The sequence below is a fragment of the Citrobacter braakii genome (genome assembly GCF_002075345.1).
In the GTDB taxonomy this organism is placed as follows: Bacteria; Pseudomonadota; Gammaproteobacteria; order Enterobacterales; family Enterobacteriaceae; genus Citrobacter; species Citrobacter braakii.
Map to the genome: position 1 here is coordinate 220851 of NZ_NAEW01000002.1, position 19393 is coordinate 240243.

At 52.6% G+C, this 19393-nt stretch carries 18 protein-coding genes, 1 pseudogene and 1 other annotated feature; of the genes and pseudogenes, 10 read left to right on the forward strand and 9 right to left on the reverse strand.

Going from position 1 to position 19393, the window contains the following annotated elements; all coding sequences use genetic code 11:
* Window positions 1–56 precede the first annotated feature (56 nt).
* Window positions 57–1041: pseudogene (locus BZK42_RS05570) on the reverse strand (LysR substrate-binding domain-containing protein).
* A 40-nt stretch (window positions 1042–1081) separates the two neighbouring features.
* A complete protein-coding gene (locus BZK42_RS05575; protein WP_080858876.1) occupies window positions 1082–1906 on the reverse strand; it encodes an SDR family oxidoreductase in 825 nt (274 codons plus the stop codon).
* A gap of 174 nt (window positions 1907–2080) precedes the next feature.
* Here BZK42_RS05575 and hisL point away from each other — a divergent pair, with 174 nt between their 5' ends.
* The 9 genes from hisL (at window position 2081) to hisIE (ending at window position 9311) form a co-directional block, all read left to right on the forward strand.
* Complete coding sequence (hisL, locus tag BZK42_RS28235) at window positions 2081–2128, forward strand: his operon leader peptide (protein WP_100250077.1); 48 nt, start codon at window positions 2081–2083, stop codon at window positions 2126–2128.
* Window positions 2104–2226, forward strand: a sequence feature (His leader region). Its footprint overlaps the gene before it by 25 nt.
* Before the next feature lie 45 nt (window positions 2227–2271).
* On the forward strand, window positions 2272–3171 hold the full coding sequence (hisG, locus tag BZK42_RS05580) for an ATP phosphoribosyltransferase (RefSeq protein WP_003834191.1): 900 nt from the start codon (window positions 2272–2274) through the stop codon (window positions 3169–3171).
* Window positions 3172–3176: 5 nt separating this feature from the next.
* Complete coding sequence (hisD, locus tag BZK42_RS05585) at window positions 3177–4481, forward strand: histidinol dehydrogenase (protein WP_046275333.1); 1305 nt, start codon at window positions 3177–3179, stop codon at window positions 4479–4481.
* Complete coding sequence (gene hisC / locus BZK42_RS05590; protein ID WP_016156893.1) at window positions 4478–5557, forward strand: histidinol-phosphate transaminase; 1080 nt, start codon at window positions 4478–4480, stop codon at window positions 5555–5557. Before hisD ends, hisC begins: the two co-directional genes overlap by 4 nt.
* Window positions 5554–6621, forward strand: coding sequence for a bifunctional histidinol-phosphatase/imidazoleglycerol-phosphate dehydratase HisB (hisB, locus tag BZK42_RS05595; protein ID WP_046275332.1), 1068 nt, complete (start codon window positions 5554–5556; stop codon window positions 6619–6621). The genes hisC and hisB overlap by 4 nt, the downstream gene beginning before the upstream one ends.
* The gene (gene hisH, locus BZK42_RS05600; protein ID WP_003030129.1) at window positions 6621–7211 is read left to right on the forward strand and encodes an imidazole glycerol phosphate synthase subunit HisH; all 591 of its coding nucleotides are present in this window, start codon (window positions 6621–6623) and stop codon (window positions 7209–7211) included. The genes hisB and hisH overlap by 1 nt, the downstream gene beginning before the upstream one ends.
* A complete protein-coding gene (hisA, locus tag BZK42_RS05605; RefSeq protein WP_080858877.1) occupies window positions 7211–7948 on the forward strand; it encodes a 1-(5-phosphoribosyl)-5-[(5-phosphoribosylamino)methylideneamino]imidazole-4-carboxamide isomerase in 738 nt (245 codons plus the stop codon). Before hisH ends, hisA begins: the two co-directional genes overlap by 1 nt.
* The gene (gene hisF / locus BZK42_RS05610) at window positions 7930–8706 is read left to right on the forward strand and encodes an imidazole glycerol phosphate synthase subunit HisF (protein ID WP_019077116.1); all 777 of its coding nucleotides are present in this window, start codon (window positions 7930–7932) and stop codon (window positions 8704–8706) included. The genes hisA and hisF overlap by 19 nt, the downstream gene beginning before the upstream one ends.
* Window positions 8700–9311: a bifunctional phosphoribosyl-AMP cyclohydrolase/phosphoribosyl-ATP diphosphatase HisIE gene (hisIE, locus tag BZK42_RS05615; RefSeq protein ID WP_000956425.1), complete on the forward strand. Its 612-nt coding sequence runs from the start codon at window positions 8700–8702 to the stop codon at window positions 9309–9311. Before hisF ends, hisIE begins: the two co-directional genes overlap by 7 nt.
* Before the next feature lie 58 nt (window positions 9312–9369).
* Here hisIE and wzzB read toward each other — a convergent pair whose 3' ends face one another.
* The gene (gene wzzB, locus BZK42_RS05620; RefSeq protein ID WP_046275330.1) at window positions 9370–10353 is read right to left on the reverse strand and encodes an LPS O-antigen chain length determinant protein WzzB; all 984 of its coding nucleotides are present in this window, start codon (window positions 10351–10353) and stop codon (window positions 9370–9372) included.
* 393 nt (window positions 10354–10746) lie between these two features.
* Here wzzB and BZK42_RS05630 point away from each other — a divergent pair, with 393 nt between their 5' ends.
* Window positions 10747–11751: an NAD-dependent epimerase gene (locus BZK42_RS05630; RefSeq protein WP_080858878.1), complete on the forward strand. Its 1005-nt coding sequence runs from the start codon at window positions 10747–10749 to the stop codon at window positions 11749–11751.
* Between the two features lie 59 nt (window positions 11752–11810).
* Here BZK42_RS05630 and ugd read toward each other — a convergent pair whose 3' ends face one another.
* From ugd to BZK42_RS05660, 6 genes are all read right to left on the reverse strand, one after another.
* Entirely contained in the window at window positions 11811–12977 is a 1167-nt protein-coding gene (gene ugd / locus BZK42_RS05635; RefSeq protein ID WP_046275328.1) for a UDP-glucose 6-dehydrogenase, read from the reverse strand.
* 198 nt (window positions 12978–13175) lie between these two features.
* Window positions 13176–14582 (reverse strand): NADP-dependent phosphogluconate dehydrogenase, encoded by a 1407-nt coding sequence (gndA, locus tag BZK42_RS05640; protein ID WP_080858879.1) that lies wholly within the window; start codon window positions 14580–14582, stop codon window positions 13176–13178.
* 172 nt (window positions 14583–14754) lie between these two features.
* On the reverse strand, window positions 14755–16125 hold the full coding sequence (gene cpsG / locus BZK42_RS05645) for a colanic acid biosynthesis phosphomannomutase CpsG (protein WP_080858880.1): 1371 nt from the start codon (window positions 16123–16125) through the stop codon (window positions 14755–14757).
* Between the two features lie 127 nt (window positions 16126–16252).
* On the reverse strand, window positions 16253–17689 hold the full coding sequence (gene cpsB / locus BZK42_RS05650; protein ID WP_053388855.1) for a mannose-1-phosphate guanyltransferase: 1437 nt from the start codon (window positions 17687–17689) through the stop codon (window positions 16253–16255).
* The gene (gene wcaI, locus BZK42_RS05655) at window positions 17689–18915 is read right to left on the reverse strand and encodes a colanic acid biosynthesis fucosyltransferase WcaI (RefSeq protein WP_047359123.1); all 1227 of its coding nucleotides are present in this window, start codon (window positions 18913–18915) and stop codon (window positions 17689–17691) included. Before wcaI ends, cpsB begins: the two co-directional genes overlap by 1 nt.
* On the reverse strand, window positions 18912–19391 hold the full coding sequence (locus tag BZK42_RS05660) for a GDP-mannose mannosyl hydrolase (protein ID WP_080858881.1): 480 nt from the start codon (window positions 19389–19391) through the stop codon (window positions 18912–18914). Before BZK42_RS05660 ends, wcaI begins: the two co-directional genes overlap by 4 nt.
* Window positions 19392–19393: the final 2 nt, after the last annotated feature.

Sequence of the window (19393 nt, forward strand, 5' to 3'; positions counted from 1 at the left end):
CCGACGCGTATTAAAACGTCGGTTAATGTCATTTTTTGCAAGCGGCGTATTTTGCACTAATTTGGAGAGAAATAACAAGAGATTGAAGCTACTACAAAAGAATATTTTTTCTTAACTGATTGATTTATCAGCAGCCGTTTTAACGTACACCCCCGCAATAGCACTATTTGCTAAAATCTCATCTCGCCACCAGGCACTGGCCAACCCGGCAGTCTGTTCATTCCAACCTATCCACACGGGTTCAAAGATAATTTGTGCGACTACCTTTTTCTCAATCAGAGCGCCGCTCTCCAGAAATCGCTGCGCCAGATAGCGCGGAATATAGCCGCATCCCAGACCACTGATTTGCAGTTCCAGCTTGGTTTTGAAGTCAAAAACGGTGATGGCTTCCTGATCGTCGAGCACCTGAGAGCCCGAAACGTTGGCATGCTGTGCATTGTCGCCCACCACAATCGCGCGAAATCGCCGAATAGTGCGACGATTCAACGGCTCCTGTTCCTGCGCCAGCGGATGATGCGACGCAACCACAAACACCTGCTCCAGAACCCCTAGCTGCGCAAAGCCAAATTCGCTCGCGGCAGGCGGTTCATGCGTGGCGCCGACAATAATATCTGCCCGCCCCTGAGTAAGGGCATCCCAGGAGCCGCCCAGCACGCCATTGATAAATTTCAGGCGCGTCACACTGTGGTGTTGATAGAAAGATTCGATGAGAGGGGCCAGCAGCGAAAAGGGAAACGTATCATCTACGCCAATAACCAGTTCATTCTCCCAGCCTTCGTGAAGTTTAATCGCCTGCTTTTCGAGTTCGCGGACGGTGTGCAACACCTCCCGCCCCTTTTCCAGCAGCATCTGCCCGGTACGGGTAAACTTAGCCCGATGGCCGCTGCGATCGAGTAGCTGAATATTAAGATCGCTTTCCAGCTTATGGACGGTGTAGCTAAGCGCAGACGGCGTCTTAAACAATTTTGCCGACGCCGCAGCGAAACTGCCCTCTTTTTCCAACGCATCGAGGATGATAAGAACGTCCAGAAGTGGTTTCATACTCGCCCCCTGGCGGTATCAGCGGCACTCTGCTGGTCTGTCACTCCATCGGCATCACCAGCGGGTCAGGATACTGGTACTCAAACCCAAGCTCGTTACAAATACGGTTGCCATCAATGACTTTACCTTTACCGTTATCCTCATTACCACGAAATTCCGGCGGCTCCATCCCCAACTGGCGGGCCATCTGTGGATAGAACACATTGCGCGCCGGATGCATAGGCGCACATATATTATAGATGTGTCCCCCTTTTGGTGCTTGCAGCAGCAAAGAGATGGCGGAAACCACATCATCCAGATGCACCAGATTGACGCCATGGTGTCCATCTGGCGCTGTCTTGCCAGCGAAAAAACGACCGGGATGTCTTCCCGGGCCGACAAGTCCGGCCAGGCGCAAAATATCCACCGAAGTGCCGGGTAAATTGTGCAACCAGTCTTCAAGTTCTTTCAAAACGCGACCACTTGCCGTGACCGGGTTACGCGGAGTCCCTTCTTTCACGATGCCTTGTGCATCGCCATAGACCGACGTCGAACTGGTAAAAATAATCCGCGGGATACGGTACGCCAGCGCACTGTCGACCAGCTCCTGCATAGCCTGCAGGTAAAATGTCTCCCCCGGACCGCTACGGCGCGCAGGTAGCGTAATAACCAGCGCGTCGGCGTCCATCAGTGCGTCGAGATCGTCTGTCTCACAAACCAGTTCAGGCTCCAGGCGCAGCGAGTAGCTCTCTATACCACTCATGAGGGCCGCTTCCACCCCATCCAATGTGGTTTTGCTGCCGGTAACCTGCCAGCCTCTCGCCGCCAGCGACATAGCTAACGGCATGCCTAACCAACCTAAACCGACAATTGCGACCTTTTTCATGCCTTCTCTCCTGACTTTTGGCCTATAACGCAAGGCTACGCTAGCCCACAGTGGCTGACAATTCATAGTATCAATATGAAATGAATTAATGATCAAAAAAAGCCCTTGCTTTCCGTAGCTAAAGTGGTTTAGGTTAAAAGACATCAAATGAATAAACATTCATCGAGAAAATTTATGACACGCGCTCAATTCAAACACCATCATCACCATCATCCTGACTAGTCTTTCAGGCGATGTGTGCTGGGAGACATTTAAATCTTCCAGCGGTGCATGAGCGTATGAGAAAGCCCCCGGAAGATTTCTTCCGGGGGCTTTTTTTTGTGCGTGACCCAAACTGATTCAGACAGGATAACGAGGAATAAAGAATGTTAGATAACACCCGTTTACGCATAGCTATGCAGAAATCAGGTCGTTTAAGCGATGATTCACGCGAATTGCTGGCCCGTTGCGGCATTAAAATTAATCTTCACACCCAGCGCCTGATCGCGATGGCTGAGAATATGCCGATCGATATTCTGCGCGTGCGTGATGACGATATCCCGGGTCTGGTGATGGACGGCGTCGTAGATCTCGGCATCATCGGGGAAAACGTTCTCGAAGAGGAACTGCTCAACCGCCGGGCACAGGGTGAAGATCCGCGCTATTTTACCCTGCGTCGTCTGGACTTCGGCGGTTGCCGTCTTTCGCTGGCTACCCCGGTTGATGAAGCCTGGGATGGCCCGGCAGCGCTGAACGGTAAGCGTATCGCTACCTCTTACCCACACCTGCTTAAACGTTATCTTGATCAAAAAGGGGTGTCGTTTAAATCCTGTCTGTTAAACGGCTCTGTAGAAGTCGCTCCCCGCGCAGGTCTGGCTGATGCGATTTGCGATCTGGTGTCAACCGGAGCCACGCTTGAAGCCAACGGTCTGCGTGAAGTGGAAGTGATTTACCGCTCTAAAGCCTGCCTGATTCAGCGCGACGGCGAAATGGCCGAAGCCAAGCAACAACTGATCGACAAACTGCTGACCCGTATTCAGGGGGTCATTCAGGCACGTGAATCAAAATACATCATGATGCACGCGCCGAGCGAACGTCTGGACGAAGTCATCGCCCTGCTGCCAGGCGCTGAGCGCCCTACCATTCTGCCACTGGCGGGTGACCAGCAGCGCGTAGCCATGCACATGGTCAGCAGCGAAACCCTGTTCTGGGAAACGATGGAAAAACTGAAAGCGCTCGGCGCCAGCTCCATTCTGGTGCTGCCGATTGAGAAGATGATGGAGTGATAGCCATGAGCTTCAATACCCTGATCGACTGGAATAGCTGTAGCCCCGAGCAGCAGCGCGAACTGCTGATGCGCCCGGCGATATCCGCCTCTGAAAGCATCAGCCGCACGGTGGCCGAGATTCTTGAGAACGTCAAAAATAACGGCGACCGGGCGCTGCGTGAATACAGTGCTAAGTTTGACAAAACCGAGGTCGGCGCGCTGCGCGTCACCGAAGAAGAAATTCAGCAAGCCAGTAGCCGCCTGAGCGACGAGCTGAAACAAGCCATGCAGGCGGCGGTGCGTAATATTGATGCGTTCCACACCGCGCAAATTCTGCCGCCGGTGGATATTGAAACTCAGCCTGGCGTGCGCTGCCAGCAGATTACTCGCCCTATCGCCTCCGTGGGGCTGTATATTCCTGGGGGATCGGCACCGCTCTTCTCTACCGTATTAATGCTGGCGACCCCGGCGCGTATCGCTGGCTGCAAAAAAGTGGTGCTCTGCTCACCGCCGCCGATTGCCGATGAAATCCTCTACGCCGCGCAACTGTGTGGCGTAAAAGAGGTGTTCAACGTGGGCGGCGCGCAGGCCATTGCCGCGCTGGCGCTGGGTACCGAATCTATTCCTAAGGTCGATAAAATCTTCGGGCCAGGCAATGCGTATGTGACCGAAGCCAAACGTCAGGTCAGCCAACGTCTTGACGGCGCGGCTATCGACATGCCTGCGGGCCCGTCTGAAGTGCTGGTTATCGCCGACAGCGGCGCGACGCCTGACTTTGTTGCTTCCGACCTGCTTTCTCAGGCCGAGCACGGCCCCGACTCGCAGGTTATCCTGCTGACGCCAGACGCTACGCTGGCCGAAGGCGTGGCCAAAGCCGTTGAACGCCAGCTTGCCGAGCTTTCCCGCGCCGACACCGCACGTCAGGCGCTCGCCGCCAGCCGACTGATCGTCGCCAGAGATCTTGAGCAATGCGTGGCCATCTCTAACGCCTACGGCCCGGAGCATCTGATTATTCAGACCCGTAACGCGCGTGAACTGGTTGACGATATCACCAGCGCTGGTTCGGTATTCCTGGGTGACTGGTCTCCTGAGTCGGCTGGCGACTATGCTTCCGGCACCAACCACGTTCTTCCGACCTACGGCTATACCGCAACCTGCTCAAGCCTTGGGCTGGCTGATTTCCAGAAACGGATGACGGTACAGGAATTAACTCCCCAAGGTTTCTCTGCCCTGGCCTCCACCATTGAAACACTGGCCGCGGCTGAACGACTGACTGCCCACAAAAATGCCGTCACCCTGCGTGTTAACGCCCTGAAGGAGCAAGCATGAGCACTGACAACTTTCTCAGCGTCACTGATTTAGCCCGTAAGAATGTTCGCGAGTTAACGCCCTATCAGTCTGCCCGTCGTCTTGGCGGTAACGGGGACGTGTGGCTCAACGCGAATGAGTACCCAACCGCCGTTGAGTTCCAGCTACGCCAGCAGACGCTGAACCGCTATCCGGAGTGTCAGCCGAAAGCCGTAATTGAGAATTACGCACAATATGCTGGCGTCAAACCAGAACAGGTGCTGGTCAGCCGCGGCGCAGATGAAGGGATCGAACTGCTGGTGCGCGCTTTTTGCGAACCCGGTAAAGATGCCATTCTCTACTGTCCGCCGACTTACGGCATGTACAGCGTCAGCGCCGAAACGATTGGCGTTGAATGCCGCACCGTCCCGACCCTGGATAACTGGCAGCTGGATTTACAAGGCATCGCGGACAAGCTTGATGGCGTGAAAGTGGTCTACGTATGCAGCCCCAATAACCCAACCGGCCAGCTGATAAATCCGCAGGACCTACGTTCACTGCTCGAAATGACGCAGGGTAAAGCCATCGTGGTCGCTGATGAGGCCTATATTGAATTTTGTCCGCAGGCTACGCTGGCAGGCTGGCTGTCTGAGTATCCGCATCTGGCAGTATTACGCACGCTGTCCAAAGCGTTTGCTCTCGCCGGTTTACGCTGCGGATTTACGCTGGCGAATGAAGAGGTTATCAATCTGCTGTTAAAGGTGATTGCCCCCTACCCGCTTTCTACCCCGGTAGCGGATATTGCCGCCCAGGCGCTGACGCCACAAGGGATTTCCGCCATGCGCCAACGCGTAGAGCAGATCCTGCAAGAGCGTCAGTATCTGGTGGAGAACCTGAAAACCATTCGCTGTGTAGAGCAGGTTTTCGACTCTGAAACCAATTATGTTCTGGCGCGCTTCACCGCATCAAGCAGCGTATTTAAATCTTTGTGGGATCAGGGCATTATCTTACGAGATCAGAATAAACAACCTTCATTAAGCGGCTGCCTGCGAATTACTGTCGGAACCCGCGAAGAGAGCCAGCGCGTCATTGACGCCTTACGTGCGGAGCAAGTATGAGCCAGAAGTATCTTTTTATTGACCGTGATGGAACCCTGATTTCCGAACCGCCAAGTGACTTTCAGGTCGATCGCTTTGACAAACTCGCCTTCGAGCCGGACGTCGTTCCCGTTTTGCTGAAGCTGCAAAAAGCCGGCTTTAAGCTGGTGATGATTACTAACCAGGATGGACTCGGTACGCAGAGCTTCCCGCAGGCCGATTTTGACGGTCCGCATAACCTGATGATGCAAATTTTCACCTCTCAGGGCGTAGCATTTGATGAGGTGCTGATCTGCCCGCACCTGCCAGCGGACGCGTGTGATTGCCGTAAGCCAAAAGTGAAACTGGTTGAGCAGTATCTGGTTGAACAGACCATGGATGCGGCAAACAGCTACGTCATTGGTGACCGGGCGACCGATATTCAGCTCGCAGAAAACATGGGCATTAGCGGATTACGCTATCACCGCGACACCCTGAACTGGGCGATGATCGGTGAGCAGTTGACCAAACGAGACCGTTACGCGCACGTTGAGCGTAATACCAAAGAGACGCAGATTGACGTCAAAGTCTGGCTGGACCGCGAAGGCCGTAGCAAAATCAATACCGGCGTTGGCTTCTTTGACCACATGCTGGATCAAATCGCCACCCACGGCGGTTTTCGCATGGAAATAGCCGTCAAAGGCGATCTGTATATTGACGATCACCACACCGTTGAAGATACCGGTCTGGCGCTGGGTGAAGCCTTAAAGCTGGCATTAGGCGATAAACGCGGTATCAACCGTTTTGGTTTTGTGCTGCCGATGGACGAGTGCCTGGCACGTTGCGCGCTGGATATCTCGGGGCGTCCGCACCTGGAATACCGCGCGGAGTTTACCTACCAGCGCGTTGGCGATCTGAGCACAGAGATGATTGAACACTTCTTCCGTTCACTCTCTTACACCATGGGTGTCACCTTGCACCTGAAAACCAAAGGGAAAAATGACCACCACCGTGTGGAGAGCCTGTTTAAAGCCTTTGGTCGTACGCTGCGCCAGGCTATTCGCGTAGAAGGCGATACGCTGCCCTCCTCAAAAGGAGTGCTGTAATGAACGTGGTGATCCTTGATACCGGCTGCGCCAATCTGCACTCGGTGAAATCCGCCGTCGCGCGCCATGGATACGACCCGGTTGTCAGCCGTGACCCGGACGTGGTGCTGCGTGCCGATAAACTGTTTCTGCCGGGCGTCGGTACCGCCCAGGCGGCTATGGACCAGTTGCACGAGCGTGAACTGATTGAACTGATTAAAGCCTGTACGCAACCGGTACTGGGGATCTGCTTAGGCATGCAACTACTTGGCCGCCGCAGCGAAGAGAGTAACGGTGTCTCTCTGCTGGGCATTATTGAGCAGGACGTTCCGAAGATGACCGATTTCGGTCTGCCGCTGCCGCATATGGGCTGGAATCGCGTCTATCCGCAGGCGGGAAATCGTCTGTTCCAGGGCATTGAAGATGGCGCATATTTCTACTTTGTACACAGCTATGCTATGCCGGTGAACCCGTGGACCATCGCCCAGTGCCATTACGGCGAACCATTTACCGCGGCAGTACAAAAGGACAATTTCTTTGGCGTGCAGTTTCACCCTGAACGCTCGGGCGCGGCTGGGGCGCAGTTGCTGAAAAACTTTCTGGAGATGTAATGATTATTCCGGCATTAGATTTAATCGACGGCACGGTGGTGCGTCTTCATCAGGGCGATTACGCAACGCAACGTGATTATGGCAACGATCCTCTCCCCCGTTTACAGGATTACGCAGCTCAGGGTGCCAAAGTACTGCACCTGGTTGATTTAACTGGCGCGAAAGACCCGGCGCAGCGGCAGATCCCGCTGATTAAAACGCTGGTCGCAGGTGTCAATGTTCCGGTACAGGTTGGCGGTGGCATGCGGACTGAAGCGGACGTTGCGGCGCTGCTTGACGCAGGCGTGGCGCGCGTGGTGGTAGGTTCGACGGCAGTAAAATCCCCCGAGGTAGTCAAGAGCTGGTTTGCCCGTTTTGGCGCCGACGCGCTGGTACTGGCGCTGGACGTTCGTATTGACGAGCGCGGTAATAAACAGGTAGCGGTTAGCGGCTGGCAGGAGGATTCCGGGGTTTCTCTGGAAGAACTGGTTGAGACCTATTTACCCGTCGGCCTGAAACACGTGCTGTGCACCGATATCTCCCGCGACGGCACGCTGGCTGGCTCAAACGTCGCGCTTTATGAAGAAGTGTGCGCCAAATATCCGCAGGTAGCATTCCAGTCATCTGGCGGCATTGGCGGGATCGAGGACGTAGCAGCCCTGCGTGGAACCGGCGTACGCGGCGTGATCGTCGGACGCGCCCTGCTGGAAGGTAAGTTCACCGTTGAGGAGGCCATTCAATGCTGGCAAAACGCATAATTCCTTGTCTGGACGTTCGTGATGGGCAGGTGGTAAAAGGCGTCCAGTTTCGCAATCACGAGATTATTGGCGACATTGTCCCGCTGGCAAAACGCTATGCCGATGAAGGCGCAGATGAACTGGTGTTCTACGATATCACCGCCTCCAGCGATGGCCGCGTAGTGGATAAAAGCTGGGTATCTCGCGTGGCGGAAGTGATCGATATTCCGTTCTGCGTTGCCGGTGGCATTAAATCCATCGACGATGCGGCGCGCATCCTCTCCTTCGGGGCGGATAAAATCTCTATCAACTCCCCGGCGCTGGCTGAACCGGAGCTTATCACCCGCCTGGCGGACCGCTTCGGCGTGCAGTGTATCGTGGTAGGCATTGATACCTGGTATGACGCCGAAACCGGCAAATATCATGTTAATCAATATACCGGGGATGAAAGCCGTACCCGCGTCACGCAGTGGGAAACGCTGGACTGGGTGCAGGAAGTACAGAAGCGCGGCGCGGGTGAAATCGTCCTGAACATGATGAACCAGGACGGCGTGCGTAACGGCTACGATCTGGAGCAACTGAAAAAAGTGCGCGACGTGTGCCACGTACCGCTGATTGCCTCCGGCGGCGCGGGCACCATGGAACACTTCCTTGAAGCCTTCCGGGACGCCGACGTTGACGGCGCGCTTGCCGCTTCCGTCTTTCACAAGCAAATTATTAATATTGGCGAATTAAAAGCGTACCTGGCAACACAGGGCGTGGAGATCAGGATATGTTAACGAAGCAACAATGCCGCGAGCTGGACTGGGAAAAAACCGACGGACTGATGCCAGTCATCGTGCAGCATGCGGTTTCCGGTGAGGTACTAATGCTGGGTTATATGAACCCGGAAGCACTGGATAAAACGCTTGAAAGCGGCAAAGTGACCTTTTTCTCGCGGACCAAACAACGCCTGTGGACCAAGGGTGAAACCTCCGGTCACTTCCTGAACGTGGTGAGCATCGCGCCCGACTGCGACAACGACACCCTGCTGGTACTGGTTAACCCGATTGGCCCGACCTGCCATAAAGGCACCTCAAGCTGCTTTGGCGATGCCAGCCACCAGTGGCTGTTCCTGTATCAACTGGAGCAACTACTGGCCGAACGTAAAACCGCTGATCCGGCAAGCTCCTACACTGCGAAGCTGTATGCCAGCGGCACCAAACGCATTGCGCAAAAAGTGGGTGAAGAAGGCGTAGAGACCGCGCTGGCCGCAACCGTGAACGATCGTTTCGAACTGACCAATGAAGCCTCTGATCTGATGTATCACCTGCTGGTTCTGCTGCAGGATCAGGACCTCGACCTGACGACGGTGATTGAGAATTTACGCAAAAGACATCAGTAATCTGTAGACGTAAAAAAAACCGGGCGAGCCCGGTTTTTTTTGTTATTGAGATGAGCGCTTATTCGGCTTTGTCTTTATAGTTGCGCAGCGCATTTCGCCCCAGCACGATCCCGGCACCAATCATCCCGCCGAGCAGAACCGCCAACACCAAAGTTATTGATTTTTTGGGGCTATCACGACGAATCGGTAACGTTGGTTTCATCACATAGCGGTAGGAGTGCAGTTTTGCCTTTTCAAGATTTAACGCCTCAATATCCAGCAGGTTTTGCTTGGTCTGGTAGTAATTACCAGAGAAGATCAAGGGACGAGTCGCTTCGTGTTCAATCATTGATTTCAGTGCATCACTGCCCAGCAATAGCATACTGTCCTGCGTGACATCCTGAGTTTGCTGAATTTGTGGCTTAATTACCCCAGCCTGTTCTGCATAACGCAAAGCTTCCTGAATTTGCCTAATTCGCAGATCTTTTTGTTCCTGAGCAACCGCTTCCTGAGTTTTCAGAGAATCTTGCAGCGTAGCTGTTTGCAACTTGACATTATCAGCAAGATCAAGCTCCAGTTCTTTGGCAACCTTTTCATCTATTTGTTGAATATATTCAGCAAGTTGACGCTGAGCTTCTTCTGGGGAAGCACCAACATAAGAAACTGCTAACGGCAGTTGTTGGCCTTTTACAGACTGCTCAATCGACAGTTTTTCCGGTTTTTCCTGATTATCCAGCGTTTCCGCCAATGCAGAGAAAGAGGTACTGAAACGACCAATAACGTTTGTCTGAAGTTCAGTCACCTTAGGCGCGCTGGCACCATACAACACATTGAGTGCGTTGTTATACGTGGCAATCTGTCCAACATCCGGTTGAGTGATAATCGCTGTAGAGGTCCATTTCTCTTTAGCAACCGCTAAATAACCGACAGCACAGGCAATAGCAATAACGATAGCAACAATAATCGTCAATTTCCCACGCCACAGCTGCATCAATAAATCAATCAGATCAATCTGCTCCGGATCGTTACTGCGCCCGGATACGTTGTTATCACTCACAGACATAGATATCCTAAATGAGGAAAGACTAAAACTGGCATTAGTTTAGTCATAAATATGTTTAATGCCATAGGATTATTGATAAAAAAAACAGATTATTTAAGTGATTTTAATTGGTATTTTAATCACTACTGAAAAAAGAAGTGGTTTACTAAAAGTGTCAATACTCTGGGTTCCTACTCTGAGCAAAATATCGAACAAAAGGTTAAATAGTAGTCAACGGGCATGCCTAACGCTTCCGTACGTTAAATTCACTATGTGAATATATAATAGCTGACCAGTAAAAATGGCAAGCATGAAAAAAGATAACGATTAGCTTTTTTGTCATCTAACGGTATCATTCCATTTTTCGTCGCACCTACTGGTGCCTGGCTCCCTTTAGCCAAAAGAGGAACGAACATGAAATACCTGGTTACGGGCGCCGCTGGTTTCATCGGCTTCCACGTTAGCAAACGCCTCCTTGAGGCAGGCCATCAAGTCGTCGGTATTGATAATCTGAACGATTACTACGACGTCAGTCTTAAACAGGCTCGTCTGGCGTTACTGGTACATCCCGGTTTCCATTTTCATAAGATTGATTTAGCCGACCAGGATAGCATGGCTGAGCTCTTCATATCCGGGCATTTCGAACGTGTGATTCATCTTGCCGCCCAGGCTGGCGTACGTTATTCGCTCGAAAATCCGCATGCCTACGTAGACTCAAATCTCACAGGTTTTCTGAACATACTGGAAGGGTGTCGCCATAATAAAATTCAACATTTACTCTATGCATCCTCCAGTTCGGTTTACGGTCTGAATCGCAAAATGCCTTTCTCAACGGATGATTCCGTCGATCACCCCGTATCTCTGTATGCGGCAACCAAAAAAGCCAATGAACTGATGGCCCATACTTATTCCCATCTGTATGGATTGCCCACCACCGGGCTACGTTTCTTTACCGTGTACGGCCCTTGGGGTCGCCCGGATATGGCGCTGTTCAAGTTCACCAAAGCGATACTGGAAGGGAAAAGTATTGACGTCTATAACTACGGCAAAATGAAGCGTGACTTTACCTATATTGATGATATCGCCGAAGCAATCATTCGCCTGCAGGATGTCATTCCGCAATCAGACGATCAGTGGACCGTTGAAACAGGAACACCAGCGGCCAGCATTGCGCCGTATCGGGTTTATAATATCGGTAATAGCTCACCAGTTGAGTTAATGGACTACATCCGAGCCCTTGAAGATGCACTGGGCATTGAAGCTACGAAAAATATGCTACCGCTACAGCCTGGCGATGTACTGGAAACCAGCGCAGATACTAAAGCACTGCATGATGTTATTGGTTTTAAACCTCAAACAACGGTTAAAGATGGGGTGAAGAACTTTGTTGACTGGTACCGTGATTTCTACAAAGAATAATTACTGATCGATTTAGAATAAAAAGGCCTTTAATAAGGCCTTTTTTGTGGGGAGGAGGATTAATCGCTACCGAACAGATCGCGTGTATACACTTTTTCTGCAACATCAGATAACTCTGACGTCATGCGATTAGAAATAATAATATCTGCTTCATTTTTGAACGCATTAAGATCACGAACCACCCGAGAGTGGAAAAATTCATCTTCCTCCATGACGGGTTCGTAAATAATAACGGGTACACCCTTGGCTTTAATACGCTTCATAATCCCCTGAATAGATGACGCCCGGAAATTATCGGAACCACTTTTCATAATCAAACGATACACGCCAACCACTTGAGGTTTACGCGCAAGAATAGAGTCTGCAATAAAGTCTTTGCGCGTGCGGTTAGCATCAACGATCGCGCCAATAATATTGTTCGGCACAGACGCATAGTTAGCCAGCAATTGCTTAGTATCTTTCGGCAGACAGTAGCCACCATAGCCAAATGACGGGTTGTTGTAATGATTACCGATACGCGGATCCAGACATACCCCTTCGATAATCTGGCGTGAGTTCAGACCAAGGCTTTCTGCATAGCTATCCAACTCATTAAAATAGGCCACGCGTAACGCCAGATAAGTATTAGCAAAAAGTTTGATGGCTTCTGCTTCAGTCGAGTCAGTAAACAACGTTGGAATATCTTTCTTCACCGCACCTTCCTGCAGCAACGCAGCAAAGCGCTCCGCGCGCTCAGAACGTTCGCCAATAACAATACGCGACGGATGCAGGTTATCGTACAACGCACGGCCTTCACGCAGGAACTCCGGCGAGAAGAAGATATTGTCGGTACCCAACTGTTCTTTAATGGAGTTCGTAAAACCAACGGGGATGGTGGACTTAATGACCATTACCGCATTTGGATTAATTGCAACCACGTCGCGGATCACAGACTCGACGCTGGAGGTGTTGAAATAGTTGGTCTTCGGATCGTAGTCAGTTGGTGTCGCGATGATAACGTAGTCCGCGTCGCGGTAAGCATCATACTTATCGGTCGTTGCACGGAAATTTAGCTGCTTTGTCGCCAGGTACTCTTCGATTTCTTTATCAACAATCGGCGATTTTTTCTGATTCAGCATCTCGACTTTGGCCTGGACGATATCCAGAGCGACCACTTCATGGTGCTGGGCAATCAGAATACCGTTCGACAGACCTACGTAACCTGTTCCTGAGATAGTTATCTTCATTCGCTCTGTAACTTCTTCCGGTTAAACATTTGAGGGTGAACACACCGCCAGCATTATGGCGTATCGGCTCCGCATAACGTCATTATATCGTGATTTGCTACAACACCGGCTATCAGACCTGACTGAATCCCATTTTTTGGCAATAAAAAAGCCCGGAGGAGCGCTCCGGGCCTGTATTTACAGTTGGGTTAAATCAGATTAATCCAGCCATTCAGTGTGGAACACACCTTCTTTATCGGTGCGTTTATACGTGTGCGCACCGAAGTAGTCACGCTGGGCCTGAATCAGGTTAGCCGGCAGCACCGCGGAACGGTAGCTGTCGTAGTACGCCACTGCAGCGGAGAAGGTCGGTACAGGAATACCGTTCTGCACAGCGTAAGCCACTACATCACGCAACGCTTGCTGATATTCATCAGCGATATTTTTGAAGTACGGGGCCAACAGCAGGTTCGCGATACCCTTGTTTTCAGCATAGGCGTCGGTGATTTTCTGCAGGAACTGTGCACGAATAATGCAGCCCGCGCGGAAGATCTTGGCGATTTCGCCGTAGTTCAGATCCCAGTTGTATTCATCAGACGCGGCACGCAGTTGAGAGAAGCCCTGCGCGTAGGAGACTATTTTGCCCAGGTACAGTGCGCGACGGACTTTCTCAACGAATTCTGCTTTATCCCCAGCCAGTTTAGCCTGCGGTCCAGAAAGCACTTTGGATGCCGCAACGCGCTGATCTTTCAGAGAAGAGATATAGCGAGCGAATACGGATTCGGTGATCAGCGACAGTGGTTCCCCCAGATCCAGTGAACTCTGGCTGGTCCATTTTCCGGTACCTTTGTTCGCTGCTTCATCCAGGATCACATCAACCAGGTATTTACCCTCTTCATCTTTTTTGGTGAAGATATCTTTAGTGATGTCAATCAGGTAGCTGCTCAGCTCGCCTTCGTTCCACTCGGTGAAAGTAGTGGCCAGCTCTTCGTTAGACAGGTTCAGGCCGCCTTTCAGCAGAGAATAGGCTTCAGCAATCAACTGCATGTCGCCGTATTCAATACCGTTGTGCACCATTTTCACGTAATGACCCGCACCGTCAGCACCAATATAGGTTACGCACGGTTCACCATCTTCAGCTACTGCAGCAATCTTAGTAAGGATCGGAGCAACCAACTCATACGCTTCTTTCTGGCCGCCAGGCATGATAGATGGGCCTTTCAGGGCGCCCTCTTCACCACCGGAAACACCGGTACCGATAAAGTTGAAACCTTCCGTAGACAGTTCACGGTTACGACGAATGGTATCCTGGAAGAAAGTGTTGCCACCATCAATGATGATGTCGCCTTTATCCAGATACGGCTTCAGGGAGTCAATAGCAGCATCAGTGCCTGCACCTGCTTTCACCATTAACAGGATACGACGTGGGGTTTCAAGAGACTCGACGAACTCCTTGACCGTGTAGTGAGGAACCAGCTTTTTGCCTGGGTTCTCAGCGATAACTTCTTCGGTTTTTTCACGGGAGCGGTTGAAGATGGAGACGGTATAACCACGGCTTTCGATGTTGAGCGCCAGGTTGCGCCCCATCACTGCCATACCGACTACGCCGATCTGTTGCTTGGACATTACATACTCCTGTCAGGTGTGGTCACCGCGCAAGGCTGCGCGGCTTAAAATGTGGTATAGATGTTAACTCAGTATTAGGACGAATGAATAGCCTTTGCTAATCTATGTCACACTGTTTGCCAAATCCTGTCGTCATGAGGTGACTCAGAAATTTCACCTAAGACACACTTCTCTATTTCCTGAGTAACTCAAGGATCAACTTTGTTTTTTCTTCCATCAACGGAATATTTCCGCGCGATTCCACGTTCAGGCGCACCACCGGTTCGGTATTGGAAGAGCGTAAATTGAAGCGCCAGTCGACAAACGCCATGCTGATACCGTCCGTTCTGTCCACCGTCAGCGCCTCACGGGAAAAGTGCTGCTCCACACGCGCAATCGCTGCCGCCGGCTCTGCCAGCGTGCTGTTGATTTCCCCACTCGCCGGATAGGCCACCATCCGGTCACGGACCAGTTCACCCAGCGACTGTCCTTTCAGACTCAGCAGTTCCGCCACCAGCAGCCACGGGATCATTCCGCTGTCGCAGTAAGCAAAATCACGGAAATAGTGATGCGCGCTCATTTCACCGCCATAAATGGCATCTTCATGGCGCATGCGCTCTTTGATAAACGCGTGCCCGGTTTTTGACATCACCGGTTTACCGCCTGCCGCCGTCACCACATCCACTGTGTTCCAGGACAGGCGCGGGTCGTGGATAATTTTCGCCCCCGGATTCTTCTCCAGAAACGCTTCTGCCAGCAGGCCGACAATGTAATAGCCCTCAATGAACTGACCTTTTTCATCGAACAGGAAGCAGCGGTCAAAATCACCGTCGAAGGCAATCCCCATATCCGCACCGTGTTCAATCACCGCATTGCGCGTGTCGGCCCGGCATTCCGGCAGCAGAGGGTTGGGGATACCGTTGGGAAAATTGCCATCCGGCGTATTGTGAATTTTGATGAACTCGACCGGCACACCCAGCGCCTGAAAACGGGCTTCAATGGCGTCAACCACCGGACCTGCCGCACCGTTGCCGGAGTTGAGCACCAGCTTCATCGGTCTCAGGCTGCCGGGATTGATGTAACCCAGCAGGTGGTCGATGTAGGCATCGCGGGTAGTAATACGCTGGTAGTGGCCACGTTTTGTCACATCAACCGCCGGGAAGTCGTTGGCTTCCGCCAGGCGCTGCACGTCGCGCAGACCGGTATCACCGCTGATGGGCCGCGCCCCTTCCCGCACCAGCTTCATGCCGTTGTAATTCATCGGATTATGGCTGGCGGTCACTTCAATACCGCCGTCAATGCCAAGGTGGAAGGTGGCGAAGTAAATCTCTTCGGTGCCCGACATGCCAATATCCAGCACATTTACCCCCGCATCCTGCAGCCCTTTCGCCAGCGCCAGCTTTAGCGTCTCGCTGGTTAGACGCACATCGCCGCCCAGAACAATAGATTTTGGCTTCAGGAACTCGCCGTAAGCGCGGCCAATTCGCCACGCAATCTCTTCATTCAGCTCTTCGCCCAGCCTGCCGCGAATATCGTAGGCTTTGAAACAGGTTAATTTCGTCATGATTTCCCCTTCTTCAGGCAACAGTTAGCCCTCTCCTGACTGGAGATATTTTTCACAAAATGACTAGCCGTTAGTTTTTAGGCCGGATAAGGTGTTCACGCCGCCATCCGGCAACGATGATGTTGTGTTACGCGCGCCCGTAGCGATCCGCAAACCGCACCACATCATCCTCATCGAGGTAAGATCCGGAGCGTACTTCAATCAGATCGAGTGGGATTTTCCCAGGGTTCTCCAGACAATGGGTCGCCCCCAGCGGAATATAGACAGACTCGTTTTCCGCAAGCAGCTTGATATCATCATTGATTGTCACCTTCGCGGTACCGGCAACCACAACCCAGTGTTCAGCCCGGTGATGATGCATCTGCACAGACAATCCCTCACCAGGCTTGACGGTAATTCGCTTCACCTGGTAGCGCTCTCCGGCATCAATTGAGTCGTACTTGCCCCACGGACGATAAACTTCGCGGTGAATATGATGCTCATGACGCCCGTCAGCCTTAATTTGCTCTACCACTTTTTTGACGTCCTGCACCGCGTTGCGATCGGCTATCAGCACCGCGTCTTTGGTCTGCACCACCACCAGATCTTTCACCCCGACGGTCGTCACCAGGCCGGATTCGGCATACACGTAACTGTTTTCCGTTTTGTGGCTAATGACGTCGCCGTGATGCACATTGCCTTCAGCGGTATGGGCACTAATTTCCCACAGCGATGACCAGGAGCCAACATCGCTCCAGCCTGCGTTCATTGGCATCACCACCGCATCGGCGGTACGTTCCATTACCGCATAGTCCACAGACTCTTCCGGGCAGGCGAGAAACGCCTGTTCATCAACGCGGATAAAATCGAGATCGGGGTCGACCGTGCTCATGGCGTTCTCACAGGCTTCAAGAATGTCGGGACGATACTTTTTCAGTTCTTCCAGGTAACGTCCGGCCCGGAACAAGAACATGCCGCTGTTCCAGTAGTAGTCGCCGCTCGTCACGTAAGCCTGCGCGGTTTCCAGATTGGGCTTTTCAACAAACTGTGCCACCTCAAAAGCCACGGCGTCGGTATTCGTCGGCGAGACCTCCCCCCGGCGGATATAGCCATAGCCGGTTTCCGGCTGGTCCGGCACGATACCGAACGTCACCAGCTTACCCGCTCCGGCATATGGCATCGCATTGCGAACCGCCTCGCGGAATGCCTCTTCGTTGGCAATCATGTGATCGGCCGCCAAGACCAGCAGCAGCGGATCCTCACCCGGACTTTGACGTTTTGCCGCCAGCGCGGCCAGCGCTATCGCCGGTGCCGTGTTACGCCCGGCAGGTTCGAGAATGATGTTCTCAGTCAGTTTGTGCAGCTGTCGTAACTGTTCCGCTACGATAAAACGGTGTTGTTCATTACAGATAACCACCGGGCTTTCGCACTCCACGCCGTTCAGACGGCAAATCGTCGTCTGCAGCATGGTGAGATCGCCTTTCAGGCACAGGAACTGCTTTGGGTACAGCACGCGGGACAGTGGCCATAAACGGCTACCCGAGCCACCGGCCATCACCACCGGAAAGAGTTTGCTTTGACTCATCATGTACCCCGTATATCTGCAAGAAATTGACTCAGCACGTTTTCTTTATCCAGCGTGCGTTCGGCATAATCACGTGCCACCGTGTTTACTTTTGGCATCATCAATGCCCGTTTAATACCGCAAACCAGCGCGTTTACCGACTCCGGCTCCACGCACACCGCAATGCCAGGGTGAGCGTCACAAAGCTGACCCAGCTCGGTTTCAGGTTCGGCAGTAATAACTGCGTTACCACCAACAGCGAGGATATTGGTCAATTTGGAGGGCAGTACGGCATCAGCCGCACCACGCTTTTGCACGACCAGATGACAATCCGCAATCTTGAGCAACGCTGGCAGCGCGTCATATGATTGCAGCGGAAAGAACATCACGTTGTTCAGGCCGCGTTCGCTGGCCATGCTCTCCAGCCGCGCTTTACCACCGCCCTGCCCGACAATCACAAACAGCCAGGGGTGTTCGCTCAACTCAACCGCTGCGTCTATCACGCTCTCCAGCCCCTGCTTTTCACCGATATTGCCTGAGTAAAGAACGATCTTTTGATCGGCAGGCAATCCCAGTTGCCGGGACAACGCCAGGGCATCGGCGTCGCTCACATCACGAAAGCGCGTCACTTCCGACCAGTTCGGAAAGAAAATAACCTTGTGCGGCGCAACGCCTTTTTCCATGGCTTTGTGCATCATGGAACGGGAAATCGTCGAAATATGGTCCATATTCAACAGCCCACTGCGCTCAAAGGCGCTGGCCAGTTTTGCCACCATACCGCGCGTGCCTTTGCCCGCCATTCCTAGCCCCAACATGGCATCGACTTCGTAATCCTGAACGTGCAATAGCGTACGTGCGCCACAAAGCTTTGCCAGCAGGCGCATGCCCGGCGTGCAAAACAGCGTCGGCACTACGCCGATAATGCGATCCGGCTTCCAGCGACGTTGCGCCAGTAGCGGGAAAAAACTGCTCAGGGCGAAACTGCCCAAATGCAGCAAGCGCTTGAGCGTTGAGGGTTGCTCAGGCACATACAGCGGACAACGCCAGACGAGGGCATCGCCCTCTTCACGACGGTAGCGCCAGGATGAATAACTGCCGTTTACCTTCCACTGGGGATAATAAGGCGGCGCGGTGATCACCCGAACGTCATGCCCCTGCTGCGCCATCCACTCCACCATTTCACCGGTGTATTTGCCGATACCGGTCAACTCCGGCGAATAGTTGATGCCATACACGAGGATCTTCATAGCCCGGGTACTCCGGCCTGACTTGTTTTACAAAAGTAAGCCCGACTGTTGTCGTGCACGTGGTCACTGACCAGAATCTGTGTAGCCGCCATCCAACGGTACGCATCATGTTGAACATCAGGCAGTTGCAAGTCGTTTTTCGACACCCGCAGACGAAATCCCAGCACGATGTAATGCGTTGAGAAATCATCCCCAGAAAAGTTGTCGTCATAGAAGTGCTGCCAGACACCGTAAAACTCCGCAGCGGACAGCGGTAAACGTAACCCCAGCTCCGCTTCAGTAAGCCGCTCAAAGGCCACGTGCAGCGGTTCATCTTTTTGCACCCGACCGCCGGGCACGAACCAGTAACCCTGCGCCGGACGATTGAGACGCTTACCGAGCAGAAATTCACCGTGGGTGTTTTCCACGATCAAATCGATGGAAATCAGCGGAGTTGAACGTACTACGGTGGCAAAATCCTCATGACGTAAAAACATGC